Here is a 14,460-nt window from a genome sequence, read left to right on the forward strand (position 1 = left end):
GTGTAGCGGCTGAAATTCGCTCACAACGGTTTGGATTGTGACTTAATCCGCATATTTTTTTTGCAGCGCATCCAACAGTTTGAGGTGCAGACCGGCAAATGCGCCGTTGCTCATGATCACCACCTGATCTCCCGCTTGCAAGGTGTGGCACAGCTCGGCGATGAGCGGTTCGATCTCTTCATTCAGATGAGCGCGTTTCCCTAAGGGTTTAATAACGTCTTGCATAGACCACTCCAACCCTTTGGACTGGTAGAGGTGAATAACGTCGGCAACTCGCAGCGAGTGAGCCAAGGTCTCTTTGTGAATGCCCAGCCGCATGGTGTTGGAACGCGGCTCCAGAATGGCGACCAAACGGGCGCTGGGGTGAGCAGCACGCAGACCGGCTAAGGTGGTTTCGATGGCGGTGGGGTGGTGGGCAAAATCATCGTAGAGAGTGATGTTGTTGACCGTGCCGATCTTCTCCAGTCGCCGTTTGATGCCTTTGAATTGAGACAGAGCCTCCACCGCTTGGGCAACGGGAATGCCTGCGTGACGAGCAGCGGCGATGGCCGCCAGTGCGTTGGTGCGGTTGTGCTTGCCAAGCAGATCCCAGTTGAGTCGGTGGGTTTTGTTGTCGGGATCACTCAGCTCAAAATCAGTGCCGTTGTCAAAACAGCGTTTGACCGACCAGTCAGCTGAATCTCGGCTGGAGAAATGCTCCTGTGGTGTCCAGCAGCCACGGGCTAACACGTCTGTTAAATTGGCTTCGTCTTGATTCACCAGCAGCAGACCTTGGCTGGGTACAATTCGCACCAGATGGTGAAATTGGCGTTTGATCGCTTCCAGATCATCGAAGATGTCGGCATGATCGAACTCCAAGTTGTTCAGCACCACGGTGCGTGGGCGGTAGTGGACAAACTTGGAGCGCTTGTCAAAAAAGGCGGTGTCGTATTCGTCCGCTTCCACAACAAAAAAGGGTGACTCACCGAGGCGTGCTGATTCGCCAAAGTTGGCTGGAATGCCCCCGATCAAGTAGCCAGGATTCATTCCCGCGTACTCTAAAATCCAAGCGATCATGCTGCTGGTGGTGGTTTTGCCGTGGGTACCGGCGACGGCCAACACCCAGCGATTGTGCAGCAGATGTTCTGAGAGCCACTGCGGGCCGGAGCAGTAATTGAAATTGCGATTGAGCATCTGTTCCACAGCAGGATTGCCCCGTGACATCGCATTGCCCACCACGATCAGATCGGGTTCGGGGTCGAGGTGTTCGGCAGCGTAGCCCTCCATCAGGGTGATTCCTGCTGCTTCCAGTTGGGTGCTCATGGGCGGGTAGACGTTGGCATCGGAGCCGGTGACACGATGCCCCATTTCACGCGCCAGCAGGGCGATGCCGCCCATAAAGGTACCGCAGATTCCGAGGATGTGAAGGTGCATGAGGGGGCGATCCTAGGGTGGTAAGAGAGGAGGGAGTATGGCACACCTAGAGAGTAATTTGATCTGGGTTCGTCTGGTTGTTAACCACCCGTAAACGACATAAAACGCACCACTTGCTCGGGGTTTTCGTTGAACTCGTGTTTTTCTGGTTTGAGATCAATGGCCGCTCGAATGGCGTTTTCCAGCTCGTGATCACTGATGCCTGCACGCAGCAGTGGGCGCAGTGGGAAGTTGTGTTCTTGGCCAAGGCACATGTAGAGCGTGCCGTCGGCTGAGAGGCGCACGCGGTTGCAGGTGTCGCAGAAGTGCTGCGAGATGGGGGTGATAAAACCGATGTTGGCCTTGCTACCGGCGATGTTGTAATAACGCGCCGGACCGCCACCGGGCATAAAACCGGGGATCAGGTCGTAACGCTGTTGCAGGCGGTGTTTGATCTCTTGCAGATCTTGGTAGTGATCCGTGGCTTCCAGGCCGCTGCTGCCCATGGGCATGGTTTCGATAAAACGCAGGGTGAAGTCGTGTTTGAGGCAAAACTCGACCATGTCTTCGACTTCGTCGTCGTTGATGCCTTTCATCACCACCATGTTGATTTTGATCGGCGAAAAGCCCGCCTCTTTGGCGGCCATCAAACCCTTGATGACCTTATCCAGTTTGCCTTTGGTGATGGTTTTAAAACGTTCGGCTTGCAGGGTGTCGAGGCTGACGTTAAGGCGGCGCACACCGGCTGCGTAGAGCGGTTGGGCAAATCGGCTCAGGCTGACGGCGTTGGTGCTCATGGAGAGGTCGTCTAAACCAGGCAGCACGGCGAGCTTTTTCACCAGTTGATCGACGTTACGTCGTACAAGAGGTTCTCCGCCAGTGATGCGGATGCGACTGACACCGAGGCGGGTGAATGCGCCGATAACCCGTTCAACTTCATCGAAGCTGAGCCACTCTTCAGGTTCTTGAAATTCGTGGTGGTCTTCGGGCATGCAGTAAAAGCAGCGCAGGTCGCAGCGATCGGTCACCGAGAGGCGAACGTATTCGATGGGGCGTTTGAATTGGTCGATAAGTTGAGTCATGGTTTTGATTATAGGCTTAAACCTGAAAAATAAACGCTGCGAAGGCGCTCTTTTTAAGGTGCTTTATTCCTGTATAAGTTTATTTTAATGCTTATTAGTTTTTTCTATATCAGAATAAGGTAAAATTCTTTGATTATTATATTCTAAAACGCCAAGATATGGTCACTTTTAGAATAAACGTGTGTTGAGATGGGATCAGTTTAATGGATACAACGGTAAATATTGAGCAGCAAGGCGGGGACGAGGTAAAAAAAACCACCTGTTACATGTGTGCCTGTCGCTGTGGAATTAAAGTAACTTTGCGCGATGGCAAGATACGTTACATTGAAGGTAACCCCGACCATCCCTTGAATAAAGGCGTGCTCTGTGCCAAGGGCGCTTCGGGGATTATGAAGCAGAACTCCCCTGGACGTTTGACCAAACCGCTGTTGCGCCGTGCTAATTCTGTGCGTGGTGAAGCGAAGTTTGATGAGATCAGTTGGGATCAAGCGTTCAAAATCATGGAAGAACGTTTAAGTAAAATTCGCGCAGAAGACCCGAAAAAATTTGCTCTCTTTACTGGCCGTGATCAGATGCAGGCGTTGACCGGCCTGTTTGCGAAACAGTTTGGTACCCCCAACTACGCCGCTCACGGCGGGTTTTGCTCGGTCAATATGGCCGCTGGCATGATCTACACCATCGGTGGTTCCTTTTGGGAGTTTGGAGGGCCGGATTTGGATCGCGCCAAGCTCTTTATCATGATCGGTACCGCTGAGGATCATCATTCCAATCCGATGAAAATGGCGCTGTCTAAGTTCAAACGCAGCGGTGGTCGTTTTATCTCCATTAACCCCATTCGTACCGGTTATTCGGCCATCGCCGATGAGTGGGTGCCGATCAAACCAGGAACTGACGGTGCTTTGATCATGGCGCTGAACCATGAGCTGATCAAAAATGGGTTGTATGACCGTGAGTTTTTGATTGACTACACCAATGCGCCTGAATTGGTGAACTTGAATGAAGAGAGTTCCGAAAGCGGTATGTTTGTGCGTCGCGAAGTGTCGGAAGAAGAGGGCTGTTTTGAGCCACAAAATAAATTGTGGTGGTCAGGTAAGGAAGACAAGGCGGTCTTTACCCGTACGCCAGACAGTGAGCCGCGCTTGCTGGGCGCATTCCAATTGGAAGACGGCACTGGAGTTAAACCCTCTTTTCAACTGTTGAAAGACCGGTTGGAAGAGTACACACCCGAGTGGGCTGCGGGCATCACGGGTATTTCAGCTGAGACCATTCGCCGTTTGGCGTATGAAATGGGGGTGACGGCACGCGATCAGAAGATCGAGTTGCCGATCCAGTGGACTGATACCTGGGGCAAAGAGCATGATACGGTAACCGGTAATCCGGTGGCGTTTCACGCCATGCGTGGCTTGGCTGCCCACTCAAATGGTTTTCAGTCGATTCGGGCGTTGAGTATTTTAATGACCCTCCTGGGTACGATTGATCGTCCTGGGGGCTTTCGCCATAAAGCCCCGTTCCCCCGTCCGATTCCTCCTTGTGCTAAACCACCCAAAGGGCCGGAGGCGGTGCAGCCGAATACACCCTTGGATGGGATGCCCTTGGGCTGGCCTGCCGATCCTGATGATCTGTTTGTGGACGACAAGGGGGAGCCGGTGCGTCTGGATAAAGCGTTTTCTTGGGAGTACCCGCTCTCGGTACACGGTTTGATGCACAATGCGATTACCAATGCGTGGCGTGGCGATCCCTATAAAATCGACACCATGCTGCTCTTTATGGCCAATATGGCCTGGAACTCCTCTATGAACCCAGAGGATGCCCGCATGATGTTGGCGGATAAAGATGAGAACGGTGAATATAAAATCCCCTTCTTGATTGTGGCGGATGCCTATTTCTCCGAGACGGTGGCTTTTGCCGATCTGGTGTTGCCCGATACCACTTATCTGGAGCGTCACGATGCGATGTCGATGTTGGATCGTCCCATTTCTGAATTTGATGGGCCAGCAGATTCGGTGCGCATCCCTGTGGTGCCACCGAAAGGTGACTGTAAGCCGTTCCAAGATGTGTTGGTGGAAATGGGAACTCGTCTCGGTTTGCCTGCGTTTGTGAACGACAAAGGTGAGCGTAAATACCGTGATTACCCTGATTTTATTATCAACTTTGAGACCGAGCCTGGTTCGGGTATTGGTTTCCTTTCTGGCTGGCGCGGCAAGGGTGGCGAGAAGTTTATGCGGGGTGAGCCAAATCCTCGTCAGTGGGAGATGTACGAGAAGAACAACTGCGTCTATCACCATAAGCTGCCAAAATCTTTCCAGTACATGCGTAACTGGAACAAAGGCTATCTTAACTGGGCGCACGCCCACGGTCTGACCAAATACGAAGAGCCGATCAACATCCATATTTACTCTGAGGTGTTGCAGAAATTTCGTCTTGCCGCTCAGGGTAAAAACCCAGGTGGGCGAGTGCCGCCGGAACGTTTGCGTAAACGGGTAGAGACCTATTTTGATCCCTTGCCCTTTTACCATGAGCCACTGGAATCGCAATTAGTGGATACACAAAATTATCCATTGAATGCCCTGACCCAACGCCCGATGGCGATGTACCACTCGTGGGATTCGCAGAATGCGTGGTTGCGTCAGATTCATACGCACAATTACATGTACGTCAATCCGCGTACCGCGCAAGCGCAGCAGATTGGTGATGGTGACTGGATGTGGGCGGAATCGGCACACGGCAAGGTGCGCTGCATGTGTCGTTATTCGGAGGCCGTCGAACCTGGTACGGTTTGGACTTGGAATGCGATTGGTAAAGCCGCCGGTTCTTGGGGTTTGTCGCCCAAAGCCAATGAGTCACAAAAAGGCTTTTTGCTTAATCACGTGATTTCTGAAGAGTTGCCAGCGTGCGAAGCAGGACCGCATCTTTCCAACTCTGATCCGATCACGGGTCAAGCGGCATGGTACGACGTGCGGGTGAAGATTTATAAGGCGGGAGCAGATGAACCAAAACAGAGTTATCCGCAGTTTAAGCCGGTGAAAGCCGTGCCGGGTATGCCCACTAAGATCTCCAATGTGGTGGCGCGTGTGTTTGGTTTTGGTAAGCGCTAGCAAAGGAAGAGAATAAAATGACTCAATTGGCCTTGGTAATTGATTTAAACGTTTGTGTGGGCTGCCACGCGTGTGTGACCAGTTGTAAAGAGTGGAATACGGCGGGTGCCGCCGGTCCGATGACGGATCAAAGTGCCTACGATAAAGACCCTACGGGGACCTTTTTTAACCGTGTGCAGACCTACGAAGCGGGTACTTTTCCAGAGACGGAGACGATCCATTTCCCGAAAAGCTGTCTGCATTGCGAAGATCCACCTTGTGTGCCGGTCTGCCCTACGGGAGCGAGTTACAAGCGCAAAGAAGACGGCATTGTGCTGGTGGATTACGACAAGTGCATTGGCTGTAAATACTGCTCTTGGGCGTGTCCTTATGGGGCGCGTGAATTTGATGAAGAGCAGAAGGTGATGAAAAAATGCACTTTGTGTGTGGATCGAATTTACGATTTGAGTAAACCGGAAGAAGAGCGTCTGCCTGCCTGTGTGATGTCGTGTCCTACCAGTGCGCGTCTGTTTGGTGATGTGCATGATCCTGAATCCGATGTCTCCATTGCGATTCGGGAACGTGCCGGTTATCAGTTGATGCCTGAGTGGAGTACCCATCCAGCCAATCATTATCTGCCGCGTCGTAAGACGACGATGAACATCCATCAGGATGAGTTGATTCGAGCAGATAACCCACTGAAAAAAGAGGGTTTGTTGTCTGACCTTCCCAGTGACAAACAGACTTTGGATGAGACCACCAGCTGGTAGTCTCGCCTTTTGTTTTAACGATATTTAGGTGTTTTATTATGCATCCGGCATTTTCTGTGATTTTTTTAACCACCCTGATCGGTGCTGGTCAGGGGTTGTTTTTGGCTCTGTTTACAGGGCAAGTGTATTCGCTGCTTGATTTTATTCCCGCTCAAGACGACCAAACCTTTTACGGTTTGGGCAGTTTTGTGGCGCTGTTTTTGATGGGCGGCGGCTTGATCGCCTCTTTCTTTCATCTGGGACACCCTGAACGGGCGTGGCGTTCGATGGCCATGTGGCGCACCTCTTGGCTGTCTCGTGAGGTGATTGTATTGCCCATCTTTATGTTTTTCTTGGCGCTGTACGGTTTGATTCACTACATGCAGTGGACTCAGCCTTTGTTTCATCTCAGTGCGTCTATTCCCGTTGATGCCAGTCTGTTGGTGGGCTTTGTGGCAACCTTTGTGTCTCTTATTTTGTTTGTCTGCACGGGGATGATTTACGCCTGTTTGAAGTTTTTGCAAGAGTGGCATTCGCCTCTTACGGTGTTGAACTTCACTCTGTTGGGCAGCGCTTCGGGTTTTACGTTGGCGACGGTGTTTGCCGCTTATGCCGCTCCCGATTTGTTGGCGTTTTATCTTAACTGGGCGTTGATTTTGACCGTTTTGGCCGCAGTAGGACGTGGTGCTTCTCTGTTGCGTAACGCCAAATTAAGAGGCCGTTCGACCACGCAAACCGCAATTGGGGTGCGTCACACCAAAGTGGTGCAAAAATCACAAGGTTCTATGGGTGGCTCTTTTAATACCCGTGAATTTTTTCATGGTAAATCAGAGTTGGTGGTGAGAAACATGCGTACGCTGTTTTTGCTCTTGGTTTTCCCTTTGCCGGTTGCGTTTTTGTTGATCGGTCAAGCGAATGACTCTTCTGTGGTTTTGGTGGCGGCGTTTGTATTGCAATATGTGGGATTGATTGCGGAACGTTGGTTCTTTTTTGCCGAAGCAAAACACCCACAGAACCTCTATTACCAGCAAATTTCCTAATCGTTTGCTGTTTACATCCTTATCAGGTGGCCTGTTCTCAGGCCATTTTTTTTGTCTTAATTTTGCTGTTTTGTTGTCGTTAGGTTATTGACTTAGCTTGATTTTTCTGCCTATTTTATGGGAATTATTATGCGGCAATGTGCGGCTTTTTATTTTATTGTGTCTCTTGTGGGGTGTGCGGACAACGATATTGTTGATCCTAATTCATTTTTGTTGGGTGGAGATAATTCCACTGTTGCTGAAAAAAAGGATTCGATTCAGGGTTTATCTATGCCTAGAAGCTTGGATTTTATTCAGCCAAAAAAAGGGCTACTGCAACGTTTGCCGAAACGCTTAGCCGGTTTAAGCGGTGGCAATTCTGATTATGCTCTTGATGAAATGGAGACCACAGTCAATGAGGTGTCGATGCAGCCTTTACATCGTATTAATTTTTTACTCTGTTTATTAGCGCAATCGAATTTTTCAGAGAAGGTTAATCAGGGTGATTATCGCGTTTTTCTTAATCCAAAAAACTGTCAAGGGATGTCAGTTGAGGAGGAGGAACAATTGTGGATTTTGAATTCCACCCGGTTGAACAATCAGAGTTCTCAACAGGTGCAAATTTGGATTCCAAATATGGGGTCAAAAACATGGGGTGCAATAGAGAAAAAGTCGGCGACGATGTTAATTGAACTGGAAATTTTATCTGCGGTCAATTTGGATCGTCCTTACGGTCAGTTTCGAATGAATTTTTCCACCCTGTTGTCTGATCAGTACGATTATTTGGGCAATGAAATAAACACCCTGCGCGGTTCGTTATGGAGTTTAGAAAACAGTTTTGGTCAAACAGAGGTGGGGTTTATTAATCTGGGTGACTCTTTTGAACAGGCTCTTCATTTTGTTTTCAATGATCAGGAAAAGAGTGGCCGTGGTCTCAGTTATCAACGTGAAATGTCTGGCTTAGAGTCTGCTGAATTGCGTTTTGTCGTTGTCTTTAATGACGATTATTTTTATCGTGTCGAAGATCAAAACAACAATGCTGCGTTGGAAGCAGAAAATAGTCTCTGTCTGGCGCGTTATGAATATGATTTACAGGTGCAGCATTATCGTCTCTACCATGCGGAAGAGACTCTTTTTTTGGGTAAGTCGGTTATGGCCGGTGAGCGTCTTTCACCGACTGAGTTGTCGGGCAGGTCTTTGGTCTTTTTGTATCAACATCGTCGAGCCAATGATTTGAATGGCCGTTTGCAGGGAGTGGGTGAAGAGTTTGTTTTGCAATACGATGCTGAGGGTGAACTCAAGGGGTTGTCAAATGCCGCCATCGCTTTGAAAGCGGGAACGGTGTTGAGCAATCAAACGAGCAGTTTCATTTTAAAACCAGCACGTCAGCAGCAAGTGATGGCTTTGGTAGATGAACGTTGGTGTGCTGATCTGGATACGAAAGCCCGTTTTTATACAGCAGATTTGTTACTGCCACTGGCGAGTAATATGGAACCACTCAGTTTTGGGCTGGCAGATCAGCCGCTGCTTGAGAGTGAGTTGTTGTAGCTTGATCTGTTTTTTTATTCCTACTGTTTTCTTCAAGAAGTGTTTGGATCTGCCGAATGTTTTGGCACTGAAAAGGATTTAAGTGGCGGTGAACGAGCTGCTTTTTGACAATGTGTTGTTTTGGATGGGCGCTTTTTATGTAAATGCAATTGAAAATCATTGTCATTTGCATTAGAGTCTTGTCGAGTTTTTATTACTGGATGCTTGGAATGAGAAATCGAGTTTTACTGTTGTTGCTGTTGGTGTTTCCTCAGTGGCTGTCAGCGGCGGTGGACGAAGCGCGAATTGAGCAGTTGGAAGCGCAGATAGAGGCTTTGGCGGACATGCTGGAGCAGGGCGGTAGCGGTGTGGCTACTCAAGCCACTCAATTTGGTTCTTACGGTGAACTGCACTATCAAGCGAATGAGAAGGGAAATAATAAAATCGACTTCCACCGTTGGGTGCTCTTTATGAGCCATGAGTTCAGCGAGAAGATCCGTTTCTTTTCTGAGCTGGAAGTGGAGCATGCGATGGTGGGTGAGGGTCAGGCTGGGGCGTTGGAGCTGGAACAGTCTTACATCAGTTTGACACCGAGATCAGGAACGGAAGTAAAACTAGGCTTGTTCTTGTTGCCCATTGGTATTATTAACGAAACTCATGAGCCGCCGCGATTTTACGGTGTTGAGCGCAACCCGATTGAGAAAATCATTGTTCCTGCTACCTGGTGGGAGAGCGGTGCCATGTTGTCGCAGCAGTTTGCCAGTGGGATTTCTTATGATGTTGCTTTGCACAGCGGCTTGAACGTCAGTGACAGCGTTGACCTGCGTAAAGGGCGGCAGCGTTCGGCTAACGCCAATGGCAATGCGTGGGCGGTCACCGGTCGGCTGAATTACAGCGGCCTTGCTGGTCTGCTGTTCTCTTTGGCGCTGCAACATCAGTCGGATCTAAATCAGTCTGCCAGTGATTCGCTGGGTGCCGCGCAGCTTTATGAAAGCCATTTGGTTTGGCAGTCTGGGGCTTTGAGTTTGAAGGCGTTGTACGCCGTTTGGAATATTGAAGGCAGGCAAGCTCGGTTGTTAAAGAAAGACCGTCAGCAGGGCGGTTATCTGGAAGCCGCGTATCGCCTTAACCCTCAATGGGGTGTGTTCGTGCGTCAAAATAGCTGGCAGACGGTGCGGGATATTGACCAAGAGCAGCTGGATTTTGGGGTGAACTGGTGGCTGCATGAGGATGTGGTGGTGAAGCTGGATTACCAGCAGAGCAATCAGTCAGCAGGCGATTTGCAGGCACTTAATCTTGGTGTGGGTTACCAATTTTAGTGGGAAGTGTAATGAAAAAAGTCAGAGTTTTATTGCTTGGTTTGCTGTTGTTTTCTGCGCAAAGCATGGCTGAAGTCTATCTTTCGCCACAGGATTTTTTGCAACAGACGTTTGCGCCAAAAAACGTCCCAAAATCCCAAGTAGTGTGGCTGAGTGGTGCATTGGCTACCGAGGTGCGAGACATCTTGGGGCATCGTTATAAAAAAGCTCGGGTACGTTATTGGAAGGATGATCAACGTTCCGCGTGGATTCTGGACGAAGTCGGTAAAGAAAAACCGATCACCACAGGGGTGGTGGTTAAAGATCAACGCATTGAACGTCTGCAGGTGTTGGTGTTTCGTGAAAGCCGGGGTTGGGAAGTGCGCCACAGTTTTTTTACCGATCAATTTAAAGGCCGTGTTTTGAGTGCGGAAAAGCGCTTGGATCAGGCTGTGGATAATATTTCTGGGGCAACGTTGTCGGTTCGAGCGGTGAGTAAATTGGCGCGCTTGGCACTGTTGCTGGATAAAAAGGTGGATCCATGAGAGATCGGCGAACATCACGGAGGACTCAAGGTGTTGGGCAGGTGGCAGTGATTAAAGTACACCGTTATTTTGGTTTGAGTGCGGCCTTTTTAATATTGTTTATGGTGGTGAGTGGTTGGTTGCTGGTTCACAGCAACGACTTTGATCTGGATAAAAATTACGTTGAAAATGAGCTGGTCTTAGATTGGTACGGCATTCATAACAAACCCATTTACGGTTATGTTGTGGCAGGACATTGGTTCTCTTCTCTGGGCAATGGGGTCTATCTTGATCAAAATAAAGTCGCTGATTCTTGTCGTTTGCACGGCGTGGCGCGCAGCAATGGTGAGTGGGTGTTGGCCTGTGAAGAGGGTCTGCTGTTGTTGACCGTTCAGGGTGAATTGATTGAGCAGCTGGTGCCTGGAGCCGGTTTACCCGATGTACCGATGGGAATTCAAGCTTTAAGCGATGGCACGTTGTTATTGAAAGGTCGTTTTCGTGTGTGGCAGGTGGACAGCGAGTGGTTGAATTGGCAATCGGCTCCACAAGAGGTTGTTTGGCCAGAGGCAAAATTGTTGCCTGAAGCGTTGCAGCTGCAATTGCAGAGTGTGGAGCGTTATCAATCGATTCAATGGGAGCGTTTTTTGCTGGATTTGCACAGCGGTCGCCTGTTGGGCGGTTATTTGATTGATGTGGTGGCGTTGTTGTTGCTGTTAATGGCAATCAGTGGCTGGGCGATGTGGCTTAAACGCCGTCGTGTACAGCGCCAGCAGCGTTTGCGTTTGCAACGTCAGCGTTTGGCTACCCAGACTCGGAACCAAGAGGTAGAGGTGGCTGGAGGCGTTGTTTAAGTTGTTCTGCTAAGGCTTTGGCCTTTGTTAGCTCTTCATCTATGACGGTGAAGTGACCCATTTTTCGCCCAGGGCGCGCCTCTTGTTTGCCGTACAGATGCAGCTTGATGTTGTTGTGTTGCAGCAGCAGCTGCCACTCTGGTTGACTCTCTCCCCACGCTTCACCCAATAGATTGACCATCACCACCGGACTTAATAGGCGAGTGTCAGCGGCGGGCAGTCCGCACATCATGCGCACTTGCTGCTCAAATTGGGAACTGACACAGGCATCAAGGGTGTAGTGGCCGCTGTTGTGTGGGCGAGGTGCAATTTCATTCACCATGATTTCATCGTCGTGGGTGACAAAAAACTCCACTGCCATAATGCCGCAATATTCCAGCTCGGCTGAGATCTGCTTTGCCATCGCGTAAGCGCGTGTTTTTAGGTTGTCATCAATACGAGCGGGTACCAGAGTGACATCGAGAATTCCATGGTCGTGGATGTTTTCCGCAACAGGGTAGGGGGTTACCGTGCCCTCAATACTGCGGGCTAACACCACCGACAGTTCGATGGCCAGCTTAATTTTTTTCTCTAATACACAGGCAACTTTACCCATTGAGAGGAAGGCATTTTGCACCTCTTCAAGGCTGTTGCAGATCGCTTGCCCTTTGCCGTCGTAACCAAACGCAGCGCGTTTTAAGACCACGGGGCCTTCTAGGTCATGAAAAGCAGGGGCAATGTCTTCAACTTTTAAGATACTGTGAAAGGGTGCTGTCGGCAGTCCGGCATCGCGCAGAAAGGTTTTTTCTCGAATTCGATCTTGGGTCAGCTCTACGGCGTAAGCTGCGGGGCGCACAGGACAGAGCGGCTCCAGCGTGCGCAGAGTGGCCGAAGGCACATTTTCAAATTCGGTGGTGATGGCATCGCAGGACTTGGCCAGTTGTTGCAGTGCCCATTCGTCGCTGTAGGCGGCGTGCAGATGTTCATCGGCAATTTGCCCAGCGGGGCTGTTGGGGTCGGGGTCGAGCACGATGACGTGATAACCCATGGTGCGCGCGGCAACGACAAACATGCGTCCCAGTTGGCCACCGCCAAGCATACCGAGTGTTGCACCTGGAAGAATCATGATTTTGGGGGCAGCTCCATCGCAAAAACGGCCTGTTTTTGCTGTTCACGGAAGTCGTCGAGGGCGGCTTCCAATTGAGGATCGTTATTGGCCAGCAGACTGACGGCGTAGAGAGCGGCGTTGGCCGCCCCCGCTTCACCGATGGCAAAGGTGGCCACAGGGATGCCTTTGGGCATTTGCACAATGGAGAGCAGCGAGTCTTGACCTTTGAGGTAACGAGAATTAACCGGAACACCTAAAATGGGCAGGGTGGTTTTGGCCGCCAACATGCCCGGCAGATGCGCCGCGCCACCGGCTCCGGCAATAATGCACTTGAGGCCGCGTTGGCGAGCGCTCTGAGCATAATCGAAGAGAAGATCAGGGGTGCGGTGAGCGGAGACTACTTTGGCTTCATAAGGAATACCAAACGCTTCCAGCTGTTCCACGGCGTGCTGCATAACGGGCCAGTCGCTGTTACTGCCCATAACAACGCCAACGATGGGGTTTGACATCACTTTACCTGCTAATCGGAAAACCGCGTATTCTCGCTAACTTAAGGAAATTACGCCAGTAATAAATGGGGATTGGGGCTGTTTTTTTAGCCGGTCGGTTTGACCTTGTGGGACACAAGGCCGGTTGATTGCTGTATTCAGCCGTTTTTCAGCGGGGTGAGGTGCGCCATCAGTTGTTGCCAATGGTGAGCTTTGGGTTGGGAGGGGTCGGCATAAATTAGCGCAATGTGCTGTTCACTGTTGCCGTACAACTCTAAAGCAATCGTTTCACCTTTGGGGTGAGGGGTTCGTACCACCCAGGCGGAATGAGCCTTATTTAGGTTGAGATTCATTTTAAAGTGGTTGTTGCGCAGCAGGTGGCCTTCATCGGTCTCTTGAATCACTTCAATGTGGCCGCAGTGAATCTGTAGCGCACCAGGGTTACGCACCCCAAGGCAGAGGTGCAAATCGGCATCATTGACCACATGCAGGAGGCTGCCAATTTCGGCAATGTCCACTGGGTAGGCAAAGTCGGCTCCGGCCAATTGAAAGGCTTGTAGGCGTTGCAGTCCCAGCTGCTGAAGGGTTTGATCCAGCTCCAGAGGGGTTTGCAGCTTGAGCCAATCTTGACAGAGTGTGTGTCGATCTTGTTCGTCGGTAGCACGCGCTTGTTCAATGGGGCTGGCAACGTTGGTTAAGGGGGCGTTGTGATCGGCGAAGGTGATCTTAATGGCTTCGTAAGCGGCAAAATTACTCTCTGAGGTAAGATTGATCTGGTGGGTTTCATTGCCATTTTTATCGTAAAAACGAAAGCCGTGGCTGATGCCTTGCGGCGTGCTTTCACTGATGGCAAAGCCGCTTTGCCAATCACCAAAACAGAATTGCAGACTGAGATTGTTGTGGTGTAGGGTTGCGCGCTGCTGCTCAAAACGGATTGCCTGAAAGTCGGTTTTTTGCTCGATGGTCGCGTGCGGATTGCGTGTGATCACACTTACCGTAGCTAGGGTGTAGAGTTGATTCAGTAGCGCTTGCCAATCGTTTTGCAGTGGCAAAGCGATTGGACCTCGTGACGTATTGAGTTGTTCAACACGTCGAGAGGGAATTCGGGTGTGCTCCAACCAGCGCAATGCCGGTGATGTTTTGATTTTATTTGAAAAGGGTCTGGTGCTGCTGGAGAGCTTGGCTCCCTCGTCGTTGTAGTAGTTCATCCTCTTATCCTCCTGATGTAACTTCGTATACTGCCCACGTTCCTATTGTCGTTATTATAGATTAAGGCTTTATGAGCATACTAACGATCATTACAAATATAATTCTGATCAAAAAATAACCAACCTCTTTCGTTGTGCAGTCAGCTTCGGTAAAGTGTCGC

Annotated in this window: 12 protein-coding genes; 7 read left to right on the top strand and 5 right to left on the bottom strand. The window is 50.2% G+C overall.

Annotated features, from left to right (window positions below; genetic code table 11):
* Positions 1-42: 42 nt before the first annotated feature.
* Positions 43-1,413: a UDP-N-acetylmuramate:L-alanyl-gamma-D-glutamyl-meso-diaminopimelate ligase gene (gene mpl / locus Q9O24_03340; GenBank protein MDQ7074185.1), complete on the bottom strand. Its 1,371-nt coding sequence runs from the start codon at positions 1,411-1,413 to the stop codon at positions 43-45.
* Positions 1,414-1,493: 80 nt separating this feature from the next.
* Positions 1,494-2,474: a GTP 3',8-cyclase MoaA gene (gene moaA / locus Q9O24_03345; GenBank protein ID MDQ7074186.1), complete on the bottom strand. Its 981-nt coding sequence runs from the start codon at positions 2,472-2,474 to the stop codon at positions 1,494-1,496.
* A gap of 203 nt (positions 2,475-2,677) precedes the next feature.
* Between moaA and Q9O24_03350 the strand changes: the two genes are divergently transcribed.
* The 7 genes from Q9O24_03350 (at position 2,678) to Q9O24_03380 (ending at position 11,516) form a co-directional block, all read left to right on the top strand.
* Positions 2,678-5,569, top strand: a complete 2,892-nt coding sequence (locus tag Q9O24_03350) for a molybdopterin oxidoreductase family protein (GenBank protein ID MDQ7074187.1) — start codon at positions 2,678-2,680, stop codon at positions 5,567-5,569.
* A 17-nt stretch (positions 5,570-5,586) separates the two neighbouring features.
* Positions 5,587-6,318, top strand: coding sequence for a 4Fe-4S dicluster domain-containing protein (locus tag Q9O24_03355; protein ID MDQ7074188.1), 732 nt, complete (start codon positions 5,587-5,589; stop codon positions 6,316-6,318).
* A 38-nt stretch (positions 6,319-6,356) separates the two neighbouring features.
* Positions 6,357-7,337, top strand: a complete 981-nt coding sequence (locus tag Q9O24_03360) for a DmsC/YnfH family molybdoenzyme membrane anchor subunit (GenBank protein MDQ7074189.1) — start codon at positions 6,357-6,359, stop codon at positions 7,335-7,337.
* 129 nt (positions 7,338-7,466) lie between these two features.
* The gene (locus tag Q9O24_03365; GenBank protein ID MDQ7074190.1) at positions 7,467-8,864 is read left to right on the top strand and encodes a hypothetical protein; all 1,398 of its coding nucleotides are present in this window, start codon (positions 7,467-7,469) and stop codon (positions 8,862-8,864) included.
* A 209-nt stretch (positions 8,865-9,073) separates the two neighbouring features.
* Positions 9,074-10,162, top strand: coding sequence for a porin (locus tag Q9O24_03370; protein MDQ7074191.1), 1,089 nt, complete (start codon positions 9,074-9,076; stop codon positions 10,160-10,162).
* A gap of 11 nt (positions 10,163-10,173) precedes the next feature.
* Complete coding sequence (locus tag Q9O24_03375) at positions 10,174-10,686, top strand: FMN-binding protein (protein MDQ7074192.1); 513 nt, start codon at positions 10,174-10,176, stop codon at positions 10,684-10,686.
* Positions 10,683-11,516 (top strand): PepSY domain-containing protein, encoded by an 834-nt coding sequence (locus Q9O24_03380; protein MDQ7074193.1) that lies wholly within the window; start codon positions 10,683-10,685, stop codon positions 11,514-11,516. Before Q9O24_03375 ends, Q9O24_03380 begins: the two co-directional genes overlap by 4 nt.
* On the opposite strand, the gene Q9O24_03385 is transcribed toward Q9O24_03380, so the two are convergent.
* From Q9O24_03385 to Q9O24_03395, 3 genes are all read right to left on the bottom strand, one after another.
* Entirely contained in the window at positions 11,467-12,621 is a 1,155-nt protein-coding gene (locus Q9O24_03385) for a 5-(carboxyamino)imidazole ribonucleotide synthase (protein MDQ7074194.1), read from the bottom strand. The genes Q9O24_03380 and Q9O24_03385 overlap by 50 nt on opposite strands.
* The gene (gene purE / locus Q9O24_03390; GenBank protein MDQ7074195.1) at positions 12,618-13,112 is read right to left on the bottom strand and encodes a 5-(carboxyamino)imidazole ribonucleotide mutase; all 495 of its coding nucleotides are present in this window, start codon (positions 13,110-13,112) and stop codon (positions 12,618-12,620) included. Before purE ends, Q9O24_03385 begins: the two co-directional genes overlap by 4 nt.
* A 137-nt stretch (positions 13,113-13,249) precedes the next feature.
* Positions 13,250-14,299: a ChuX/HutX family heme-like substrate-binding protein gene (locus tag Q9O24_03395; GenBank protein ID MDQ7074196.1), complete on the bottom strand. Its 1,050-nt coding sequence runs from the start codon at positions 14,297-14,299 to the stop codon at positions 13,250-13,252.
* Positions 14,300-14,460: the final 161 nt, after the last annotated feature.

Source organism: Gammaproteobacteria bacterium (assembly GCA_030949385.1).
Taxonomy (GTDB): Bacteria; Pseudomonadota; Gammaproteobacteria; order JAUZRS01; family JAUZRS01; genus JAUZRS01.

Excerpts from the sequence above, each read along its gene's own strand:
- mpl (MDQ7074185.1), bottom strand. The coding sequence starts at position 1,413 with ATGCACCTTCACATCCTCGGAATCTGCGGTACCTTTATGGGCGGCATC.
- moaA (MDQ7074186.1), bottom strand. The coding sequence starts at position 2,474 with ATGACTCAACTTATCGACCAATTCAAACGCCCCATCGAATACGTTCGC.
- Q9O24_03350 (MDQ7074187.1), top strand. The coding sequence starts at position 2,678 with ATGGATACAACGGTAAATATTGAGCAGCAAGGCGGGGACGAGGTAAAA.
- Q9O24_03355 (MDQ7074188.1), top strand. The coding sequence starts at position 5,587 with ATGACTCAATTGGCCTTGGTAATTGATTTAAACGTTTGTGTGGGCTGC.
- Q9O24_03360 (MDQ7074189.1), top strand. The coding sequence starts at position 6,357 with ATGCATCCGGCATTTTCTGTGATTTTTTTAACCACCCTGATCGGTGCT.
- Q9O24_03365 (MDQ7074190.1), top strand. The coding sequence starts at position 7,467 with ATGCGGCAATGTGCGGCTTTTTATTTTATTGTGTCTCTTGTGGGGTGT.
- Q9O24_03370 (MDQ7074191.1), top strand. The coding sequence starts at position 9,074 with ATGAGAAATCGAGTTTTACTGTTGTTGCTGTTGGTGTTTCCTCAGTGG.
- Q9O24_03375 (MDQ7074192.1), top strand. The coding sequence starts at position 10,174 with ATGAAAAAAGTCAGAGTTTTATTGCTTGGTTTGCTGTTGTTTTCTGCG.
- Q9O24_03380 (MDQ7074193.1), top strand. The coding sequence starts at position 10,683 with ATGAGAGATCGGCGAACATCACGGAGGACTCAAGGTGTTGGGCAGGTG.
- Q9O24_03385 (MDQ7074194.1), bottom strand. The coding sequence starts at position 12,621 with ATGATTCTTCCAGGTGCAACACTCGGTATGCTTGGCGGTGGCCAACTG.
- purE (MDQ7074195.1), bottom strand. The coding sequence starts at position 13,112 with ATGTCAAACCCCATCGTTGGCGTTGTTATGGGCAGTAACAGCGACTGG.
- Q9O24_03395 (MDQ7074196.1), bottom strand. The coding sequence starts at position 14,299 with ATGAACTACTACAACGACGAGGGAGCCAAGCTCTCCAGCAGCACCAGA.